At 46.8% G+C, this 16,325-nt stretch carries 19 protein-coding genes; 3 read left to right on the top strand and 16 right to left on the bottom strand.

Features of this window, described 5'->3' with window-relative positions; genetic code table 11:
* Window positions 1-17: 17 nt before the first annotated feature.
* From hemW to KI655_RS20095, 7 genes are read right to left on the bottom strand one after another with little or no spacing between them, the layout of a single operon-like run.
* A complete protein-coding gene (hemW, locus tag KI655_RS20125; protein ID WP_285408189.1) occupies window positions 18-1,205 on the bottom strand; it encodes a radical SAM family heme chaperone HemW in 1,188 nt (395 codons plus the stop codon).
* Window positions 1,205-1,804 carry an XTP/dITP diphosphatase gene (locus KI655_RS20120; protein ID WP_285408187.1) on the bottom strand — a complete coding sequence of 200 codons (600 nt, stop codon included), beginning with the start codon at window positions 1,802-1,804 and terminating at the stop codon, window positions 1,205-1,207. The genes hemW and KI655_RS20120 overlap by 1 nt, the downstream gene beginning before the upstream one ends.
* Window positions 1,805-1,842: 38 nt before the next feature.
* The gene (locus KI655_RS20115) at window positions 1,843-2,274 is read right to left on the bottom strand and encodes a DUF4426 domain-containing protein (protein WP_285408186.1); all 432 of its coding nucleotides are present in this window, start codon (window positions 2,272-2,274) and stop codon (window positions 1,843-1,845) included.
* Window positions 2,275-2,302: 28 nt separating this feature from the next.
* The gene (yggU, locus tag KI655_RS20110) at window positions 2,303-2,593 is read right to left on the bottom strand and encodes a DUF167 family protein YggU (RefSeq protein ID WP_285408184.1); all 291 of its coding nucleotides are present in this window, start codon (window positions 2,591-2,593) and stop codon (window positions 2,303-2,305) included.
* Window positions 2,593-3,150, bottom strand: coding sequence for a YggT family protein (locus KI655_RS20105; RefSeq protein ID WP_285408182.1), 558 nt, complete (start codon window positions 3,148-3,150; stop codon window positions 2,593-2,595). The genes yggU and KI655_RS20105 overlap by 1 nt, the downstream gene beginning before the upstream one ends.
* A gap of 54 nt (window positions 3,151-3,204) precedes the next feature.
* Complete coding sequence (gene proC, locus KI655_RS20100) at window positions 3,205-4,023, bottom strand: pyrroline-5-carboxylate reductase (RefSeq protein WP_285408181.1); 819 nt, start codon at window positions 4,021-4,023, stop codon at window positions 3,205-3,207.
* Between the two features lie 57 nt (window positions 4,024-4,080).
* Window positions 4,081-4,785, bottom strand: a complete 705-nt coding sequence (locus tag KI655_RS20095; RefSeq protein WP_285408180.1) for a YggS family pyridoxal phosphate-dependent enzyme — start codon at window positions 4,783-4,785, stop codon at window positions 4,081-4,083.
* A gap of 26 nt (window positions 4,786-4,811) precedes the next feature.
* Here KI655_RS20095 and KI655_RS20090 point away from each other — a divergent pair, with 26 nt between their 5' ends.
* Together KI655_RS20090 and KI655_RS20085 are read left to right on the top strand one after the other, a co-directional pair.
* Complete coding sequence (locus KI655_RS20090) at window positions 4,812-5,849, top strand: type IV pilus twitching motility protein PilT (protein ID WP_285408179.1); 1,038 nt, start codon at window positions 4,812-4,814, stop codon at window positions 5,847-5,849.
* A gap of 15 nt (window positions 5,850-5,864) precedes the next feature.
* Window positions 5,865-6,974, top strand: a complete 1,110-nt coding sequence (locus KI655_RS20085) for a PilT/PilU family type 4a pilus ATPase (RefSeq protein WP_285408177.1) — start codon at window positions 5,865-5,867, stop codon at window positions 6,972-6,974.
* A gap of 56 nt (window positions 6,975-7,030) precedes the next feature.
* Here the strand turns inward: KI655_RS20085 and KI655_RS20080 are convergent, their stop codons facing one another.
* From KI655_RS20080 to metK, 9 genes are all read right to left on the bottom strand, one after another.
* On the bottom strand, window positions 7,031-7,192 hold the full coding sequence (locus tag KI655_RS20080) for a hypothetical protein (protein ID WP_285408176.1): 162 nt from the start codon (window positions 7,190-7,192) through the stop codon (window positions 7,031-7,033).
* A gap of 96 nt (window positions 7,193-7,288) precedes the next feature.
* Window positions 7,289-7,711 (bottom strand): Holliday junction resolvase RuvX, encoded by a 423-nt coding sequence (gene ruvX, locus KI655_RS20075; protein ID WP_261903175.1) that lies wholly within the window; start codon window positions 7,709-7,711, stop codon window positions 7,289-7,291.
* A gap of 28 nt (window positions 7,712-7,739) precedes the next feature.
* Window positions 7,740-8,303 (bottom strand): YqgE/AlgH family protein, encoded by a 564-nt coding sequence (locus KI655_RS20070; RefSeq protein ID WP_285408174.1) that lies wholly within the window; start codon window positions 8,301-8,303, stop codon window positions 7,740-7,742.
* Window positions 8,304-8,396: 93 nt separating this feature from the next.
* A complete protein-coding gene (gene gshB, locus KI655_RS20065) occupies window positions 8,397-9,347 on the bottom strand; it encodes a glutathione synthase (RefSeq protein WP_285408173.1) in 951 nt (316 codons plus the stop codon).
* Between the two features lie 13 nt (window positions 9,348-9,360).
* The gene (gene rsmE, locus KI655_RS20060) at window positions 9,361-10,092 is read right to left on the bottom strand and encodes a 16S rRNA (uracil(1498)-N(3))-methyltransferase (protein ID WP_285408171.1); all 732 of its coding nucleotides are present in this window, start codon (window positions 10,090-10,092) and stop codon (window positions 9,361-9,363) included.
* 148 nt (window positions 10,093-10,240) lie between these two features.
* Entirely contained in the window at window positions 10,241-10,972 is a 732-nt protein-coding gene (locus KI655_RS20055) for an endonuclease (RefSeq protein WP_285408170.1), read from the bottom strand.
* A 91-nt stretch (window positions 10,973-11,063) separates the two neighbouring features.
* Window positions 11,064-11,564: a SprT family zinc-dependent metalloprotease gene (locus KI655_RS20050; protein WP_285408169.1), complete on the bottom strand. Its 501-nt coding sequence runs from the start codon at window positions 11,562-11,564 to the stop codon at window positions 11,064-11,066.
* 77 nt (window positions 11,565-11,641) lie between these two features.
* On the bottom strand, window positions 11,642-12,439 hold the full coding sequence (locus KI655_RS20045) for a DUF2189 domain-containing protein (protein WP_285408167.1): 798 nt from the start codon (window positions 12,437-12,439) through the stop codon (window positions 11,642-11,644).
* 356 nt (window positions 12,440-12,795) lie between these two features.
* Entirely contained in the window at window positions 12,796-13,950 is a 1,155-nt protein-coding gene (gene metK, locus KI655_RS20040; protein WP_239841265.1) for a methionine adenosyltransferase, read from the bottom strand.
* A gap of 347 nt (window positions 13,951-14,297) precedes the next feature.
* On the opposite strand from metK, the gene tkt reads away from it, so the two are divergent.
* Window positions 14,298-16,292: a transketolase gene (tkt, locus tag KI655_RS20035; protein ID WP_285408165.1), complete on the top strand. Its 1,995-nt coding sequence runs from the start codon at window positions 14,298-14,300 to the stop codon at window positions 16,290-16,292.
* Window positions 16,293-16,325: the final 33 nt, after the last annotated feature.

Genomic DNA, 16,325 nt, shown 5'->3' with positions numbered 1-16,325 from the left:
AATCTCGAATCTCGAATTTATTCGTCTTCTTCCGCCATAAACGCTTCTAACAAGTCATTGAGGAACAACTTACCTTTCTCAGTGATTTGCCAATGCGTCTCGGTTTCTTGCAAGTACCCTAAGTCTATTGCCCAGTTGATGGTCTCTTGAATCGCTTCAAAGCCCAGACCAGTCGTATCCAAGAAATCTTGCTTTGGACATGCCTCCATCAAGCGGAAACGGTTCATAAAGAACTCAAATGGCCTGTCTTCATCGGCCACGACAAATTCGTCTGAAAGGTACGGTTTAGTGAGGTTCTGATACGCAGCAAGGTAGCCTCTAGGGTGTTTCACCTTAGTGGTACGGATGATGCGTCCATCACTAAAGCTCAGCTTACCATGTGAGCCACAGCCGATGCCTAAGTAGTCACCGAAGCGCCAGTAGTTGAGGTTGTGCTGACACTGATAGCCCGGCTTACTGTAGCCAGAGATCTCGTATTGCACATAACCTGCGTTGGCGAGTTTCTTATGTCCTAACTCAAAGATGTCCCAAAGGTCATCATCATCCGGTAGCGTTGGCGGCTTGTAGTAGAACATAGTGTTGGGTTCTATGGTCAACTGATACCAAGATAGATGTGGCGGATCGAGTTCGATTGCTTTATCTAAGTCGGCCAGTGCTTGATCAATGCTTTGATCCGGCAAGCCATGCATTAGATCGAGATTAAAACTATTAAGACCAATCTTGTGTGCAAGATGAGCGGCATTAACCGCCTCATCTTGCCCGTGAATACGTCCTAGTCGTTCCAATTTCTCTTGCTCAAAGCTCTGTACTCCAATCGAGATACGCGTGACCCCAGCCTCTCGGTAACCTGCAAAGCGCTCAGCTTCGATAGTGCCCGGGTTCGCTTCCATGGTGATCTCGATATCAGCCTTGAAAGGGATACGCTGTTCAATCCCCTTAAGCATTCTCTCGATACCTTGAGGTGAGAACAGGCTTGGTGTGCCACCACCGATAAAAATCGAGTGCAGAGGACGAGGAGCCGCATTGAGTTGATACTTCTCAATATCGGTATCTAAGTCTTCCAGTAGGGCGTCGATATATTCTTGCTCTGGCACATCCGCTTTGAGGGCGTGAGAGTTAAAATCACAGTATGGGCATTTCTGTACACACCAAGGAATGTGTACATAAAGACTCAGAGCTGGTGGAGTCAGAGTTGCTTGGCTCATTATTTTGCTTGCTCTTGCAGCGTCTTAAATAGTGTTGCTAGAGCTTTACCTCGATGAGATAGCTGCTTTTTGCGCGGTGGTTCTAGCTCCGCTGAAGCGCAGTTATCCTCCGGCACAAAAAATACTGGGTCGTAGCCAAAGCCATTCTCGCCATGCGCTTCAGTTAAGATGCGACCTTCCCATTTGCCATGACAAACGATAGGTGTTGGATCGTTTTCGTGACGCATTAATACTAAAACACAGTGGAAGCGGGCGGTACGATCGGCTTCTGGCACACCTTCCATCGCTTTAAGTAGCTTTTCAAGGTTCTCTTGATCAGAGGCCTTTTCACCCGCGTAACGTGCTGAGTAGATGCCCGGTGCGCCTTTGAGGAAATCGACCTCAAGACCTGAATCATCGGCAATCGCAGCTAAGCCTGTCTCTTTGGCGGCGTGACGAGCCTTGATGATCGCATTCTCGATGAAGGTAGTACCCGTCTCGGCAACCTCAGAAACGTTGAACTCACTTTGTGCAAGAACTTCAAAACCGAAATCAGACAGCAGATCTGCCATTTCACGAACTTTACCTTGATTGCCTGTAGCCAGAACGATCTTATTCATTGGGGTAACTCTAAATCTAAAAGGTGGAGGTGAAGCGCTTAGTCTTCAACATAGAATTTTTGGTTAAAACGAAGTGGGCCAGCGCCGGTTAAACCTGAATCAACGTCGATATCAAACGTGATGTTCTCTTCGTGAGTGATCGGAAACTCTGCGAGGTAGTAAATCGCATCGCCTTCTTTGATTTCACGAAAGTTCAGTGTACGGGTATTGCCGACTAAGTTTTTTGCAGTTCCAGAGATTTTAGCAGTCGTGGCGGGTTTGCCTAGTGCTGAGGTGTCTAGAACGCTGATATTCAGGATAGCAGAGTAGCCGTTTCGTTTGAGTTGGTATTGCTTAGCAACTTGCGCAGTTAGGAATGTCGAGTTGAATGCTGAGTAGTGAACCTCGACATCTTTGATGTTTTTAAATTGACCCGCCCAAGTAGGTAGGGCAATCAAGCTTGTGAGTAGTGCAGTAATCCATAAACGCATAATGACTCCAGTAAATAACAAAAAGCCATCACAAGATGGCTTTAATTTCGGTCGGTATTTGGCTAGGAGAGCATATTCGAATTTGTTTATGTCTGCCTAGCTCGCCCTTTTCGATCTTAACCAGCCCTTTAGCGACTTTGAACTGCTTCGATAAGTACTTGGTTAAGTGGGCGTTGGCCTTGCCATCAACGGGTGGTGCCGTGATGGCTATTTTTAACTCTTCGCCATGTAAGCCAACGATTTTATCGCGGCTTGCTTTTGGCTGGATGTAGAGCCGCAGAAGAATATCATCTTCTTCTCTCCATACGGCCACTGACATTACAGTTGGAACCAGATTGGACCGATAAGATCGCCCATCAAGAAGTTGGCAAACTGCAGCACAATGAACAGAACCAGTACGCTCAGGTCGAAGCCACCCATCTCAGGTAAGATACGACGAATTGGCATCAGCATTGGCTCTGTCAATTGGTGGAATACATACTCAATTGGGCTGCGGCCTTGGCTAACCCAGCTTAGGATTGCACGAATCAATAGTACCCAGAACAGCAGGCCACCAGCGGCTTTGAGTAGTGATAGCGCCCCAAAGATCAGGAAGCTGATATCAAATACGGCAGCACCACCAGAAATGATCAGGTTAAGCGCGACAAACTTCAATACGCACAGAGCATAAGCAAACAACACAGTCGCCATGTCGATGCTACCAATTGATGGAATAAAGCGACGCAGTGGCGCGACAACGGGTTGGGTTGCTTTTACGATGAATTGTGAGAATGGGTTGTAGAAGTCAGCGCGTGACGCCTGCAGCCAGATACGCAAGATCACCACCATGATATAGAGATCAAAAACGGTCGAGATCAGAAAGCTCATCGAGTTCATATTGGTTCCTTTTTCGGAGTAATGTATAGCGCTCCGTTGAGCGCTACGTTGTTCTTAGAATAGTTTTTCCATCTCTTCAGCTCTCGCAACCGCGGCCTGCATGGCTTTAGCAACGATGTCTGATAGTTGGTGTTCATTAAAGGTGCGCAGAGCTTCTGCCGTTGTGCCACCTTTTGATGTCACCTGTTCACGCAATGTCGAAAGCTCAGTTTCTGGGTTCGCGACGACCATCTCTGCGGCGCCCAATGCTGATTGCTGAACCAATTGGCGAGCGGTTTCTGGCTCAAAGCCTTGTTTAATGGCCTCTGCTTGCATCGCTTCCATGAATAGGAAAAAGTAAGCAGGTGCGCTACCTGCGGCTGCAATGATGTTATTGATACCTGATTCTTCAGCAACCCAAGTAACTTTACCAACGGCTTGCATCAGTTGAGCGGCAAAGGCCTTATCTTGCTCTGTTGCTCTCACGTTAGCATAGAGACCACTCATTCCTTTACCGACTAATGATGGCGTATTTGGCATCACTCGAACCAAGCTTAATGAAGAGTCTAGCATTTCATCGAAGCGAGTCGCGTTGATACCGGCTGCAATTGAGATCACAAGTTTGTTGCCAAAGTCGACCTGCTGCAGTGGCTTGCACACCTCTTCCATCATTTGTGGTTTTACGGAGAGTACCACTACGTCAGCCTGCGTGGCTGCGTCGATATTGTTACTGGTTGTATTAATACCGTAATCTTTTTCAAGCGGTATTCTGCGCGTTTCTGATGGTGCTGTCGCGGTAATTTTATCAGCAGGGTAACCACTCGCGACTAAACCTGCCACGATAGAACGTACCATGTTGCCTGCGCCGATAAAGGCGATGTTCTTATGTTCCATATATACAATCCTGAGCTTCATCACCAGTTGAACGCTGATGAGATAATACGATTAAAACTATTTTGCGTAATTACGCGCACCAAATATCGCCGTGCCGATGCGAACCATGGTGCTTCCTGCCTCTACTGCTGCTTCCATATCGCCACTCATGCCCATCGAAAGAGTGTCGATGTTTGCATACTTGGTACTCAACTTTTGCTGTAGCTGAGCAAGCTGGTTAAACGCAGCCAATTGAGATTGATAGTCTGAAACGCTAGCAGGAATTGACATCAATCCTCTTAAAGTGAGGTTGGGCAGTGATGAAATCAACTCTGCCAGAGCAAAAACTGAGTCTTCATCTACGCCTGATTTAGAGTCTTCGCCACTGGTATTTACTTGAATAAGGACTTGCAGCGGTTCTAAATGCGTAGGGCGTTGGTCATTCAAGCGTTGGGCAATCTTATCGCGCTCAATAGAGTGCACCCACTGGAAATTTTCTGCAATTGGTCGCGTTTTATTGGATTGTATCGGACCAATAAAATGCCACTCCAAATTAAGGTTAGAATGTTGTTCTGAAAAGTGTTTTACTTTATCTACACCTTCTTGAACGTAGTTTTCACCAAAGGCAACTTGCCCGCCGAGTGCCGCTTCAAGGATCGCGTCATTCGGTTTTGTTTTACTAACGGCTAAAAGTTGCACGGACTCTGGAGTTCGGCCACATTTTTTCTCAGCAGTTCTGATCTGCGAGGTGATTTGCTCGATATTTTGTTGAATACTACTCATAGCTGACTTTACTTAAGGGAAAATAAATGGATATCACTGAGTTACTGGATTTTAGTGTAAAGCATAATGCATCAGATCTACATCTTTCTGCAGGTGTATCTCCAATGGTACGTATAGATGGTGAAGTTAGGAAGCTTGGAATTCCGGCTTTGAGTCATGCTGATGTTCACCGGTTGGTTTTTGAGATCATGAACGATGCACAACGCAGTGAATTTGAAGAAAAGCTCGAGGTCGATTTCTCATTCGAGCTCCCGAATGTTGGTCGTTTCCGTGTTAATGCATTTAACCAAGCTCGTGGTTGCTCTGCTGTATTTAGAACAATCCCAGTAGAGATCCCAACACTAGAGCAGTTAGGTGCCCCTGATATCTTTGAAAAGATTGCTAACTTTGAGAAGGGTTTGGTGCTAGTAACAGGCCCTACTGGCTCGGGTAAATCGACGACGCTTGCGGCTATGGTGGATTACGTAAACCGTAACTACAATAAGCATATCCTGACCATTGAAGACCCTATCGAATTTGTTCATACCAATAACAAATGCTTGGTTAACCAGCGTGAGGTACATCGTGATACTCATAGCTTTAAAGCGGCGCTGCGTAGTGCACTGCGTGAAGACCCAGACGTCATCTTAGTAGGCGAACTGCGTGACCAAGAGACAATCAGCTTAGCATTGACCGCGGCAGAAACCGGTCACCTTGTATTTGGTACTCTGCATACGAGTTCTGCGGCCAAAACCATCGACCGTATTATTGATGTGTTCCCAGGCAGTGATAAAGACATGGTGCGCTCGATGCTTTCTGAATCCTTGCGTTCGGTGATTGCTCAGAAGCTGCTTAAGCGTGTTGGTGGTGGACGAGTCGCGTGTCATGAGATCATGATGGCGACCCCTGCGATTCGTAACCTGATTCGTGAAGATAAAGTCGCTCAGATGTATTCAATCATTCAAACCGGTGCGGCACATGGCATGCAAACCATGGAGCAAAACGCTAAGCAGCTGATCGCTCAAGGTGTGGTGGATTCGGATGAAGTACAAAAGAAAATTGAAATAGAGACAGCACTGTTCTAGCAAAAGGTAGCCAAAATGGAATTAAATCAAATTCTCGAAGGGATGTTGTCGCAGAAAGCGTCTGATCTCTACATTACCGTTGATGCGCCAGTGTTGTTTCGAGTGGACGGTGAATTGCGCCCTCAAGGGGACACGCTCAACGCAGCTCAGGTCTCGCATTTGCTTGATGCGATGATGGACCAAGAGCGTCGTGACGAATACCGTCAAACCCGTGAGGCAAACTTTGCGATCGTCCGTGATAGTGGCCGTTTTCGTGTCAGCGCTTTTTTCCAGCGCGAGCTACCGGGCGCAGTAATTCGTCGTATCGAAACCAATATCCCAACCTTCGAACAGTTAAAGCTTCCTGATGTGCTGCAAGACCTGTCGATCGCTAAACGTGGTTTGGTGCTGGTGGTTGGTGCAACTGGTTCTGGTAAGTCAACGTCAATGGCGGCAATGACGGGTTATCGCAATGCCAATCGTTCGGGTCATATTCTGACAGTAGAAGATCCGATTGAGTTTGTGCATGAGCATAAGAAGTGTATTGTGACTCAACGAGAAGTTGGCTTGGATACCGAAAGCTATGAAGTGGCGCTGAAGAACTCGCTTCGTCAAGCTCCTGATATGATCTTGATTGGCGAGATCCGTAGCCGAGAGACGATGGAGTACGCGATGACGTTCGCAGAGACTGGGCATCTATGTATGGCAACACTGCACGCCAACAATGCTAACCAAGCGTTAGAACGTATTCTCCATTTGGTGCCCAAAGAGCAGAAAGAACAATTCTTGTTTGATTTGTCGATGAACTTGCGTGGTGTGGTAGCACAACAGTTAATTCGAGATAAGAACGGCAGTGGTCGTCATGGTGTGTTTGAGATTCTGTTGAATAGTCCACGAGTGTCCGACTTGATCCGCCGAGGCGATCTGCATGAGCTAAAAGCGACCATGGCGAAATCGAAAGAGATCGGTATGCAGACCTTTGATCAAGCCTTATATGATTTAGTTATCGCCGGAAAAATCAGTGAAGAGGATGCGTTCCACAGTGCCGATTCAGCAAATGATCTGAGACTTATGCTTAAGACTCAGCGTGGCGATAACGACTACGGTACAGGCGCTTTGGCGGGCGTTAAGATTGATATGGAATAGTAACGATAGAGGTCGGTGTTTGCGTGCAAACACTGACCTCTGTTGTGAAGGGCTCGTTAGTTGCTACCTATAGAACCGTGTGAGCGACGACTATCGTCGTAGTAAAGGTTACCCGACCCAAAGGCGGCACTGTCGTTACTGTACCCTGCACTTGAGGAACCTGTAGAGCTGCACGCTGAGATAGTTAGAGCGGCAAAGATAACTAGAAAAATTTTCATGTGAACTCCCACTTTTAATATGAATAGCATCAGTACTACGCCATTAAGTATGAGTTAGATCACAAAAAAGTCGAATTTTTGACCACTTAATTTCTGCTATGAATATTGTGCTTCAAACCAACTTTCGAGAATCACGACCGCGGATTGGTTATCTACGTTGCCTTTACTCAGCGCTTTGTAGCCACCCATATCAAACAGTTCAGAACGTGCTTCTGCAGTTGATAGTCTTTCATCATGCAGCTCCACATCAACCCCAAAACGGCCTTTAAGGCGGTTAGCGAACTTTTTCGCTCTCGGGGTAATGGTTTCTAGCTCTTTGCCGTGAAGGTCGGTTGGGTAGCCCACAACGATAAGGTTGGGTTGCCACTCTTTGATTTGCTTTTCAATATCGTCCCAGTTTGGGATGCCATCTTTTGCTTTGAATGCTTTCAGTGGACTTGCTGTGCCGGTAATTTCTTGACCGATCGCACTACCGATACTCTTAGTACCGTAGTCAAATGCCATAATCGTGCGTGACATAATTTTTCCAAATTTACGGGGATAGGGGTTATGCGTGACCAGACTCTGCTGAGAGTTGCGCCGCGTTGATACCTAGCATCTGAACAGCGACCTTCCAACGCTCGCCAATAGGAGTGTCAAAAATCACCTTAGGATCCGCTTCAACGGTAAGCCACGAGTTTTCGGTTAACTCTGTCTCAAGTTGCCCCGGCTCCCAACCAGCATAGCCTAGAGCGACGAGGTAATGCTGTGGTTCGTCTTCAGTGCCTAGGACGGTCAGAATATCACGAGATGTTGTGACTGAGAGTTGGTCTGTCATGCTAATGCTAGATTGGTAACTACCGTTGGGTTTATGCAGAATAAAACCACGGTCTTCGGCAACGGGGCCGCCACTTAAGACTGGTTTATCAAGGCTTGCTTGATTGAGCTTTGGCTGAGTTGCATCAATCTCGACTTGTTTGAGCATATTACCTACGGTGACATTGATTGGAGCATTGATCATCAAGCCCATCGCCCCTTCGTCATTATGTTCACAAAGGTAAATCACCGAGTTTTGGAAGTAAGGATCTTTCATTCCGGGCATCGCGACCAGAAAATGGTTGGTTAGATTCATAGTACCTCCTGCTCTAAAGGGAAAAGGAGCGGCATGGTGCCGCTCTTATGCTAACTCGGTCAGCTAATATTATTATCTAATTATTAGCTTAGGTTATTTTGCGCTAACACGACGCTCAATTGCGTCCATTAACTTACCTGTGATTGAGATATCAAACGCACCTTCAATCTCACGAATACAGGTTGGGCTAGTCACATTGATTTCTGTTAGCTTATCACCAATCACATCAAGACCAACAAAAATCAGTCCTTTCTCTTTTAGGGTTGGTGCAACCGCTTTTGCAATTTCCCAATCTGTGTCGCTAAGAGGGCGAGCTTCACCTGTACCACCTGCTGCTAGGTTACCGCGTGTTTCGCCTTTTGCTGGGATGCGCGCTAAGCAGTAAGGCATCGGTTCACCATCAACCACAAGAATACGCTTGTCACCATTGCTGATGTCTGGAACAAATGTTTGAGCCATTGCGTAGTTTTGGCCGTGGTTGGTCAGAGTCTCGATGATCACTGATACGTTTGGATCGCCTTCTTTAACGCGGAAGATAGAAGCACCACCCATGCCATCAAGAGGCTTAAGGATCACATCACCGTGCTTCTCACGGAACTCTTTAATTTTTTCTGCTTTACGCGTCACGATAGTGGTTGGCGTTAGCTCTGGGAACCAAGCGGTGAAGAGCTTTTCGTTACAGTCACGTAGGCTTTGTGGTTTGTTTACGATTAGAGCACCGTTTTCTTCTGCGCGCTCTAGGATGTAAGTCGCGTAGATGTATTCTGTATCAAACGGAGGATCTTTACGCATTAGCACTGCATCTAAATCAGCCAAAGCGATCGTTTGTTCTGATTTGAATTCATACCAGCCGTTTGGATCTTCTTTTAGCTCAACGACTTTAGTGTCGGCAATCGCAACACCTTGATCTAGGTGAAGGTCGTTCATTTCCATGTAGTGGATTTCGTAACCGCGGCGTTGCGCTTCAAGCATCATGGCAAAGCTAGAGTCTTTCTTGATGTTGATGGACGAGATAGGGTCCATCACGATACCGAGTTTGATCATTATTTTTCTCCGTTTAACCAAGATCGCCGAAACGAACTTGTAAAGCTGTAATTGCGGTAAGAGCCGCTGTCTCAGTGCGTAGTACACGTGGACCAAGCAGCGTCTCTTCAAATTTGTATTCTTCGGTCATGCTGATCTCTTCAGCAGACAGTCCACCTTCCGGGCCAATCAGTAGGCGGACCTTGCTAATTGGTTCTGGCAGGGTATTGATGGAGTATTTCGCTCGCGGGTGTAGGTTAAGCTTCAATGCTTCACTTGGTTCGCTGCACCACTCTTCAAGCTGCATGATTGGACGAATCACAGGAACGGTATTGCGTCCACACTGTTCGCAAGCTGCAATAGCTATCTTTTGCCACTGAGCGAGTTTCTTCTCAAAACGCTTAGCATCAAGTTTTACCCCGCAGCGTTCAGAGATAAGTGGTGTGATGGTGTTAACGCCAAGCTCTACAGACTTCTGGATTGTGAACTCCATTTTATCGCCACGTGAGATAACCTGACCAAGGTGTAGGTCCAATGGTGACTCACTGCTGCGCTCGATGCGCTCTGTCACATCGACAGTGACATTCTTTTTAGAGACTTCAGAAATGGTCGCAGGAAATTCAGCGCCAGTGCCGTCAAAAAGCAGAACCTCTTGACCCTCTTTCATGCGTAAAACGCGCCCAACATGCCCTGCAGCATCCTCGCCAAGTGCAAGAGAACCTAATTGTTGAATGGGCTCTGGGTGGTGAATTCGAGGGATTCTCATGTTGGTTAACCTGTAAATAGTTTATCTGGTGTTTAGTATCTCAGCCTAACATGGATGCTTTTCATTGAAAAAACAAGGGTGACGCGAGAGTTTCAAGGGAATTTGAAACTCTCGCGTCTAGAACATAGATTAACAGGGATGAGAAGGGTTATTTACAGCTCTCGTAAACGAACGGGTTATGGTTGCCTTGGATAGCATAGATGCGCTCGTCACGAGTACATTCCCACTCATCGACAGGGAATTGTTTGTTCCACGCCATCATTAGATTGGTTTGCTGTTTAGAGAGCTTGAAGCCGTACTCTTTACTCATGTAAAGGTAAGTGCGCGCGATAGAGCCTTTTGCTCTGTCTGGTGGCATCACTTTGCGCTGTTTGAAGTTCACTTGCATCTCGCACTGCCCATAGCTCACCCCATCCATGCCATTCCACTGACTGAAGTTGTAGTTAGAGCGATCACCGTTCACTTCTCCAATCGCAGGAGTGAGGTTATGGAGGTCGGCTTCCATTGATTTGAAGACTTTGTCATTGCGAGTGCAGTTCTTGCGGCCGCCATTTTGCCAACATTGACGCTGGTGGCCAAATTGCCAAGCTGGAACCACGTGCTCCCATTCAATACGAGAGGCGCGTTTTTGCTGCTTTCTTACCTTATAACCGCAGCCTTCAAGGTCTGGAATGCCTTTCTTTTTATCCTTCCAAGTAATGTCACAGCCACAATAAAAAGAGGTTGGATGGTCAAGGTAGATTTTCACGGCTTCTCGTTTGGCTTTGGAAAAAGAGCTTGGAGGTGCGGCGAAAACGCTTTGGGTTACCAGTAGGCCAAATAGTACTGAAAGGCAAAAAGACACCAATGGGCCAAATGCTTTTGAGGGTGATTTTTTCATATAAAAAAGACTGATAAAAGTATGATTATTATCAGTCTAGCACTCAAATGACACTTTTCTCTATTACATTCTTTACACGGGAATTTTGTGCCTAACTCAGCTGTTTTCCTGTAAATGTGAGTAGCTGATGACACTGCTGACAGCGATAGCTTGCTTGGTTACGTTGAACCTTATTATGGCGGCGAATAGTTAATGGATAGTGAGTACAACCGCAGTAGTACTCAAACGTCTTTCCTTGAACAGAGGCCACGGCAAAGCTGTGTGTCGTTTTTGCAGGAACCTTAAACACGCCTTCCATAACATACTGCCACTCCTTACCGTGTGGCTTCACACGACCAAACACTTGGTGAGTGATGAGATGCGCAACCTCATGAGGGATCACCTCGTCAATAAAGGCGTCCTGGTTTTCGCTGAATAGCACCGAATTTAAGCGGACCTCGTTGAGTTGGAGATAAGCCTTGCCCGCTGCCTTTCCGCGTACCTGATAGGTGAGTTTTGGGATAGGAAATTGGCGCGAGAAGTGTTGATTTGCAATGGTGATGCACTCGGCCAATTTCTTGTTAGCGCGATGATGTAGTGAGCTGTAAGACAAAGATGAGACTCCAAACAAAAGGCCTTAGCTTGATGCTAAGGCCTTATCCTACCATTGGTCTTAAATTAGGTCAGGTATTACGTGTGATGGTTCTTTTTGATGGTCTCATGGTAGGCGTGCCATGTACCGTAGCCAAGCAGCGGCATGGTAACGATCATTCCGACACCGTAAGTAGCAAAACCAATTAAGATACCGCCACAGATAATAGCAGCCCAAACTACCATCGCAGGTAGGTTTGATTTCACGGCATTGAAGCTGGTGAAGATGGCACTCATGACATCAACGCGACGCTCCATCATTAGCGGAATAGAGAAGGCTGAGATACTGAAAATGAGGCTAGCAATCACAAAGCCCACCACGGATCCTGTTATTAGGAATGGGGCAAACTCAGCGAGCGGTGCACCTTGTACCGATGGGTAGAGTGCATGCAGTAGCGCGGCGATTCTCATCCAGAAAATCATCGCTACCATCAACACCACGGCAAAAGCCCATTGGTGCGTAGAATTGCGTGTGATGGCTTTCATGGAGTGGAACAGGCTGGCATTGTGTCCTTTCTCTCTCTCCCAGCTCGCATCATATAAGCCGAGCGCTAAAAATGGCCCAATCAGCATGTATACAATCAGGCTCGGCATGACCACTAGGTGCGTGCCTTGCCACTGAACCAGCTGAACAATCGCAACAGCAGCAGCCATAAAACACAAACCATAAAACGCGCTGATCATCGGCATACGCACTAGGTCGTGGAGTGCTAGCGAAAGCCAATGAAAGGGCGCAGAAATACTGACTTGATTACATGGAATAGTGCGAGCGTATTCACTATCACTCACCCTATGTTTGTCTTTTTTAAAATCGGATGGATTTGCGGTACGAGGCATAACTTCCCCTTAGTTAAAATAACGTCCTAGATTCAACCTCGTTGGTTCTCACAGCGGCTGGCAGCGAGTCGTCTTGGTTGAGTTGTTATTGAAATAGCATGTCCTAGAGAGTTGTCTCGTGTTTCCTAATGGGGTGTAACCTAACCAGTTGTTGCACCAAATGTGAGCTTGATCGCCTAGGAGTACTTTAACTATTGTCACTACTATCAAAAAACACAAATTATCTGATGTGTTTTTACGCGTTGCGTAGCAAGGGAGTGAGATGAGAAAAAGGGGATAAGATTGGTTAACTATATAAAAAATAAAGCCCTTACTAAAGAGTAAGGGCTTTAAAGAGAGCTTTTGTGGCGACTAAATTATTTTAGGCCAGCGAAGTCTGCAAGGATTGCTGCTTTGTCCGTTGCTTCCCAAGGGAACTCTTCACGACCAAAGTGGCCGTAAGCTGCAGTTTGCTTGTAGATAGGCTGAAGAAGGTTCAGCATCTCTTGAAGGCCGTATGGGCGTAGGTCGAAGTTCTGACGAACCGCTTCAATGATGATGTCGTGTGATACTTTCTCAGTACCAAACGTTTCCACCATGATAGATGTTGGATCAGCAACACCGATAGCGTAAGAAAGTTGGATTTCACAACGATCAGCCATGCCAGCTGCAACGATGTTTTTCGCAACGTAACGTGCTGCGTATGCTGCAGAGCGGTCAACCTTTGATGGATCTTTACCAGAGAATGCACCACCACCGTGACGCGCTGCGCCGCCGTAGGTATCAACGATGATCTTACGACCCGTTAGACCACAGTCACCCATTGGGCCACCGATTACGAAACGGCCTGTTGGGTTGATGAAGAAGTTAGTGTCTTTGTTGATCCACTCCGAAGGCAGTACTGGCTTGATGATCTCTTCCATTACCGCTTCACGTAGGTCAGGTGTTGTTACTGAATCACAGTGCTGAGTAGAAAGAACAACAGCATCGATACCAACGATCTTGCCTTGGTCGTATTGGAAAGTAACTTGAGATTTCGCATCTGGGCGAAGGAAGTCTAGCTTGCCGCTCTTACGTACTTCAGCTTGCTTTTTAACAAGAAGGTGAGAGTAAGTGATTGGAGCTGGCATTAGGATTTCAGTTTCGTTAGTCGCGTAACCAAACATGATACCTTGGTCGCCTGCGCCTTGCTCTTTAGGGTCAGCTTTATCAACACCTTGGTTGATGTCTGGAGACTGTTTACCAATTGTGTTTAGAACTGCACAAGAGTCAGCATCAAAGCCCATATCAGAGTGAACGTAACCAATTTCACGAACTGTTTCACGAGTGATCTCTTCGATATCAACCCATGCAGACGTTGTTACTTCACCGCCAACCATAACCATGCCCGTTTTTACGTACGTCTCACAAGCAACACGTGCTTTTGGATCCTGTTCTAGGATGGCATCAAGAACAGCATCAGAGATTTGGTCTGCAATTTTATCTGGATGGCCTTCTGAAACAGATTCAGAAGTGAAAAGGTGCTTAGCCATGAGAACTCCACTTTTAGTATTAGGTGCAAAGTTTCTATCTGCGTCGCAGAGGGCTGCGCCGAGATTAAATTCAATAATTTCTGTAGGTGTTTCTACATCTAGACGTCTATTCTAAATTCCAACGGTCGAATTACAAGCTCTTTTTTATGATATGTCATAACCAAACGATTGCTTTGCTATCGAACCTAGCTGCTTCAAATTAAGGGAAATGTTGTAAAAGTGCGAAAACTGACGCTGAAAACCTCAGTAAAACGTTTGCAGTCGCCATAGCCGTTTGAGAGAATAACCGCGCTAATAACTAGCAAAACTTTCTATTTTTCAAATCGCTTATGCACTCAGGAGCAGACATGCCTTCTCGTAAAGATCTCGCAAATGCAATCCGCGCACTTAGTATGGACGGTGTTCAACAAGCTAATTCAGGCCACCCAGGCGCACCTATGGGTATGGCTGACATCGCTGAAGTTCTTTGGCGTGGTCACTTGAACCACAACCCAGCAAATCCAGAGTGGGCAGACCGCGACCGTTTTGTATTGTCAAACGGCCACGGCTCAATGCTAATTTACTCTCTGCTTCACCTAAGCGGTTATGAGCTATCTATCGAAGATCTTAAGAACTTCCGTCAACTGCACTCTAAGACTCCAGGTCACCCAGAGTATGGCTACGCACCAGGTATCGAAACGACAACAGGTCCTCTAGGTCAAGGCATCACTAACGCAGTTGGTATGGCGATGGCTGAGAAAGCACTTGCGGCTCAGTTCAACAAAGAAGGCCACGACATCGTTGACCACTTCACTTATGCATTCATGGGTGATGGCTGTCTGATGGAAGGTATCTCTCACGAAGCATGTTCTCTAGCAGGTACGCTAGGTCTTGGTAAGCTTATCGCTTTCTGGGATGACAACGGCATCTCTATCGATGGTGAAGTTGAAGGTTGGTTCTCTGACGACACGCCTAAGCGTTTTGAAGCATACGGCTGGCACGTAATCCCAGCAGTAGACGGTCACGATATCGAAGCGATCAATGCTGCAATCGAGGCGGCTAAAGCAGACCCTCGTCCTACGCTTATCTGTACTAAAACGATCATCGGTTTTGGTTCTCCAAACAAAGCGGGTACGCACGATTGTCACGGTGCTCCACTAGGCGCTGATGAAATCGCAGCAACAAAAGCGGCACTGGGTTGGGAACACGGTCCTTTCGAAATCCCAGCAGATATCGCGACTGAGTGGAATGCGAAAGAAGCAGGCGCTGAGAAAGAAGCGGCTTGGAACGCGAAGTTTGAAGCATACGCGGCAGCTTACCCAGCAGAAGCGGCTGAGCTTAAGCGTCGTCTAAACGGTGACCTTCCTGCTGAGTGGGAAGAGAAAGCAAATGCAATCATTGCTGATCTGCAAGCTAACCCTGCGGACATCGCATCACGTAAAGCATCTCAAAACGCACTAGAAGCGTTTGGTCAAATGCTTCCAGAATTCATGGGCGGCTCTGCTGACCTAGCGCCTTCTAACCTAACCATGTGGTCTGGTTCTAAATCACTTGAAGCAAATGACTTCTCTGGTAACTACATCCACTACGGTGTACGTGAATTTGGTATGACGGCTATCATGAACGGTATCGCGCTTCACGGTGGTTTCGTACCATACGGCGCAACATTCCTAATGTTCATGGAATACGCTCGTAACGCAATGCGTATGGCTGCTCTGATGAAAGTTCAGAACATCCAAGTTTACACGCACGACTCTATCGGTCTTGGCGAAGATGGCCCAACTCACCAACCAGTTGAGCAAATGGCTTCTCTACGTCTGACTCCAAATATGAGCACATGGCGCCCATGTGACCAAGTTGAATCTGCAGTTGCTTGGAAACTGGCTATCGAGCGTAAAGACGCACCGACGTCTCTAATCTTCTCTCGTCAAAACCTTGCACAGCAAGATCGTGATGCAGAGCAAGTAGCGAACATCGCGAAAGGTGCTTACATCCTGAAAGATTGTGAAGGCAAGCCAGAGCTTATCCTTATCGCAACAGGTTCTGAAGTTGAGCTAGCAGTAGAAGCAGCAGCACAGCTAACGGCTGAAGGTAAGAAGGTACGCGTTGTTTCAATGCCATCTACAGATGCATTCGACAAGCAAGACACTGAGTACCGTGAGTCTGTACTTCCGTCTGACGTAACTGCACGTATTGCTGTAGAAGCGGGTATCGCTGACTTCTGGTACAAGTACGTTGGCTTCGGTGGAAAGATCATCGGTATGACTACGTTCGGTGAATCTGCACCTGCAGGTGAGCTATTCAAGATGTTCGGTTTCACTACAGAAAACGTAGTAAACACTGCAAAAGAGCTTCTAGCTTAAGTTATTGCCCCGAACTAAAAATAGAAAACCGAG

The sequence above is a fragment of the Vibrio sp. D404a genome, assembly GCF_030248535.1.
In the GTDB taxonomy this organism is placed as follows: Bacteria; Pseudomonadota; Gammaproteobacteria; order Enterobacterales; family Vibrionaceae; genus Vibrio.
This window is presented reverse-complemented; position numbering and strand designations above follow the sequence as displayed.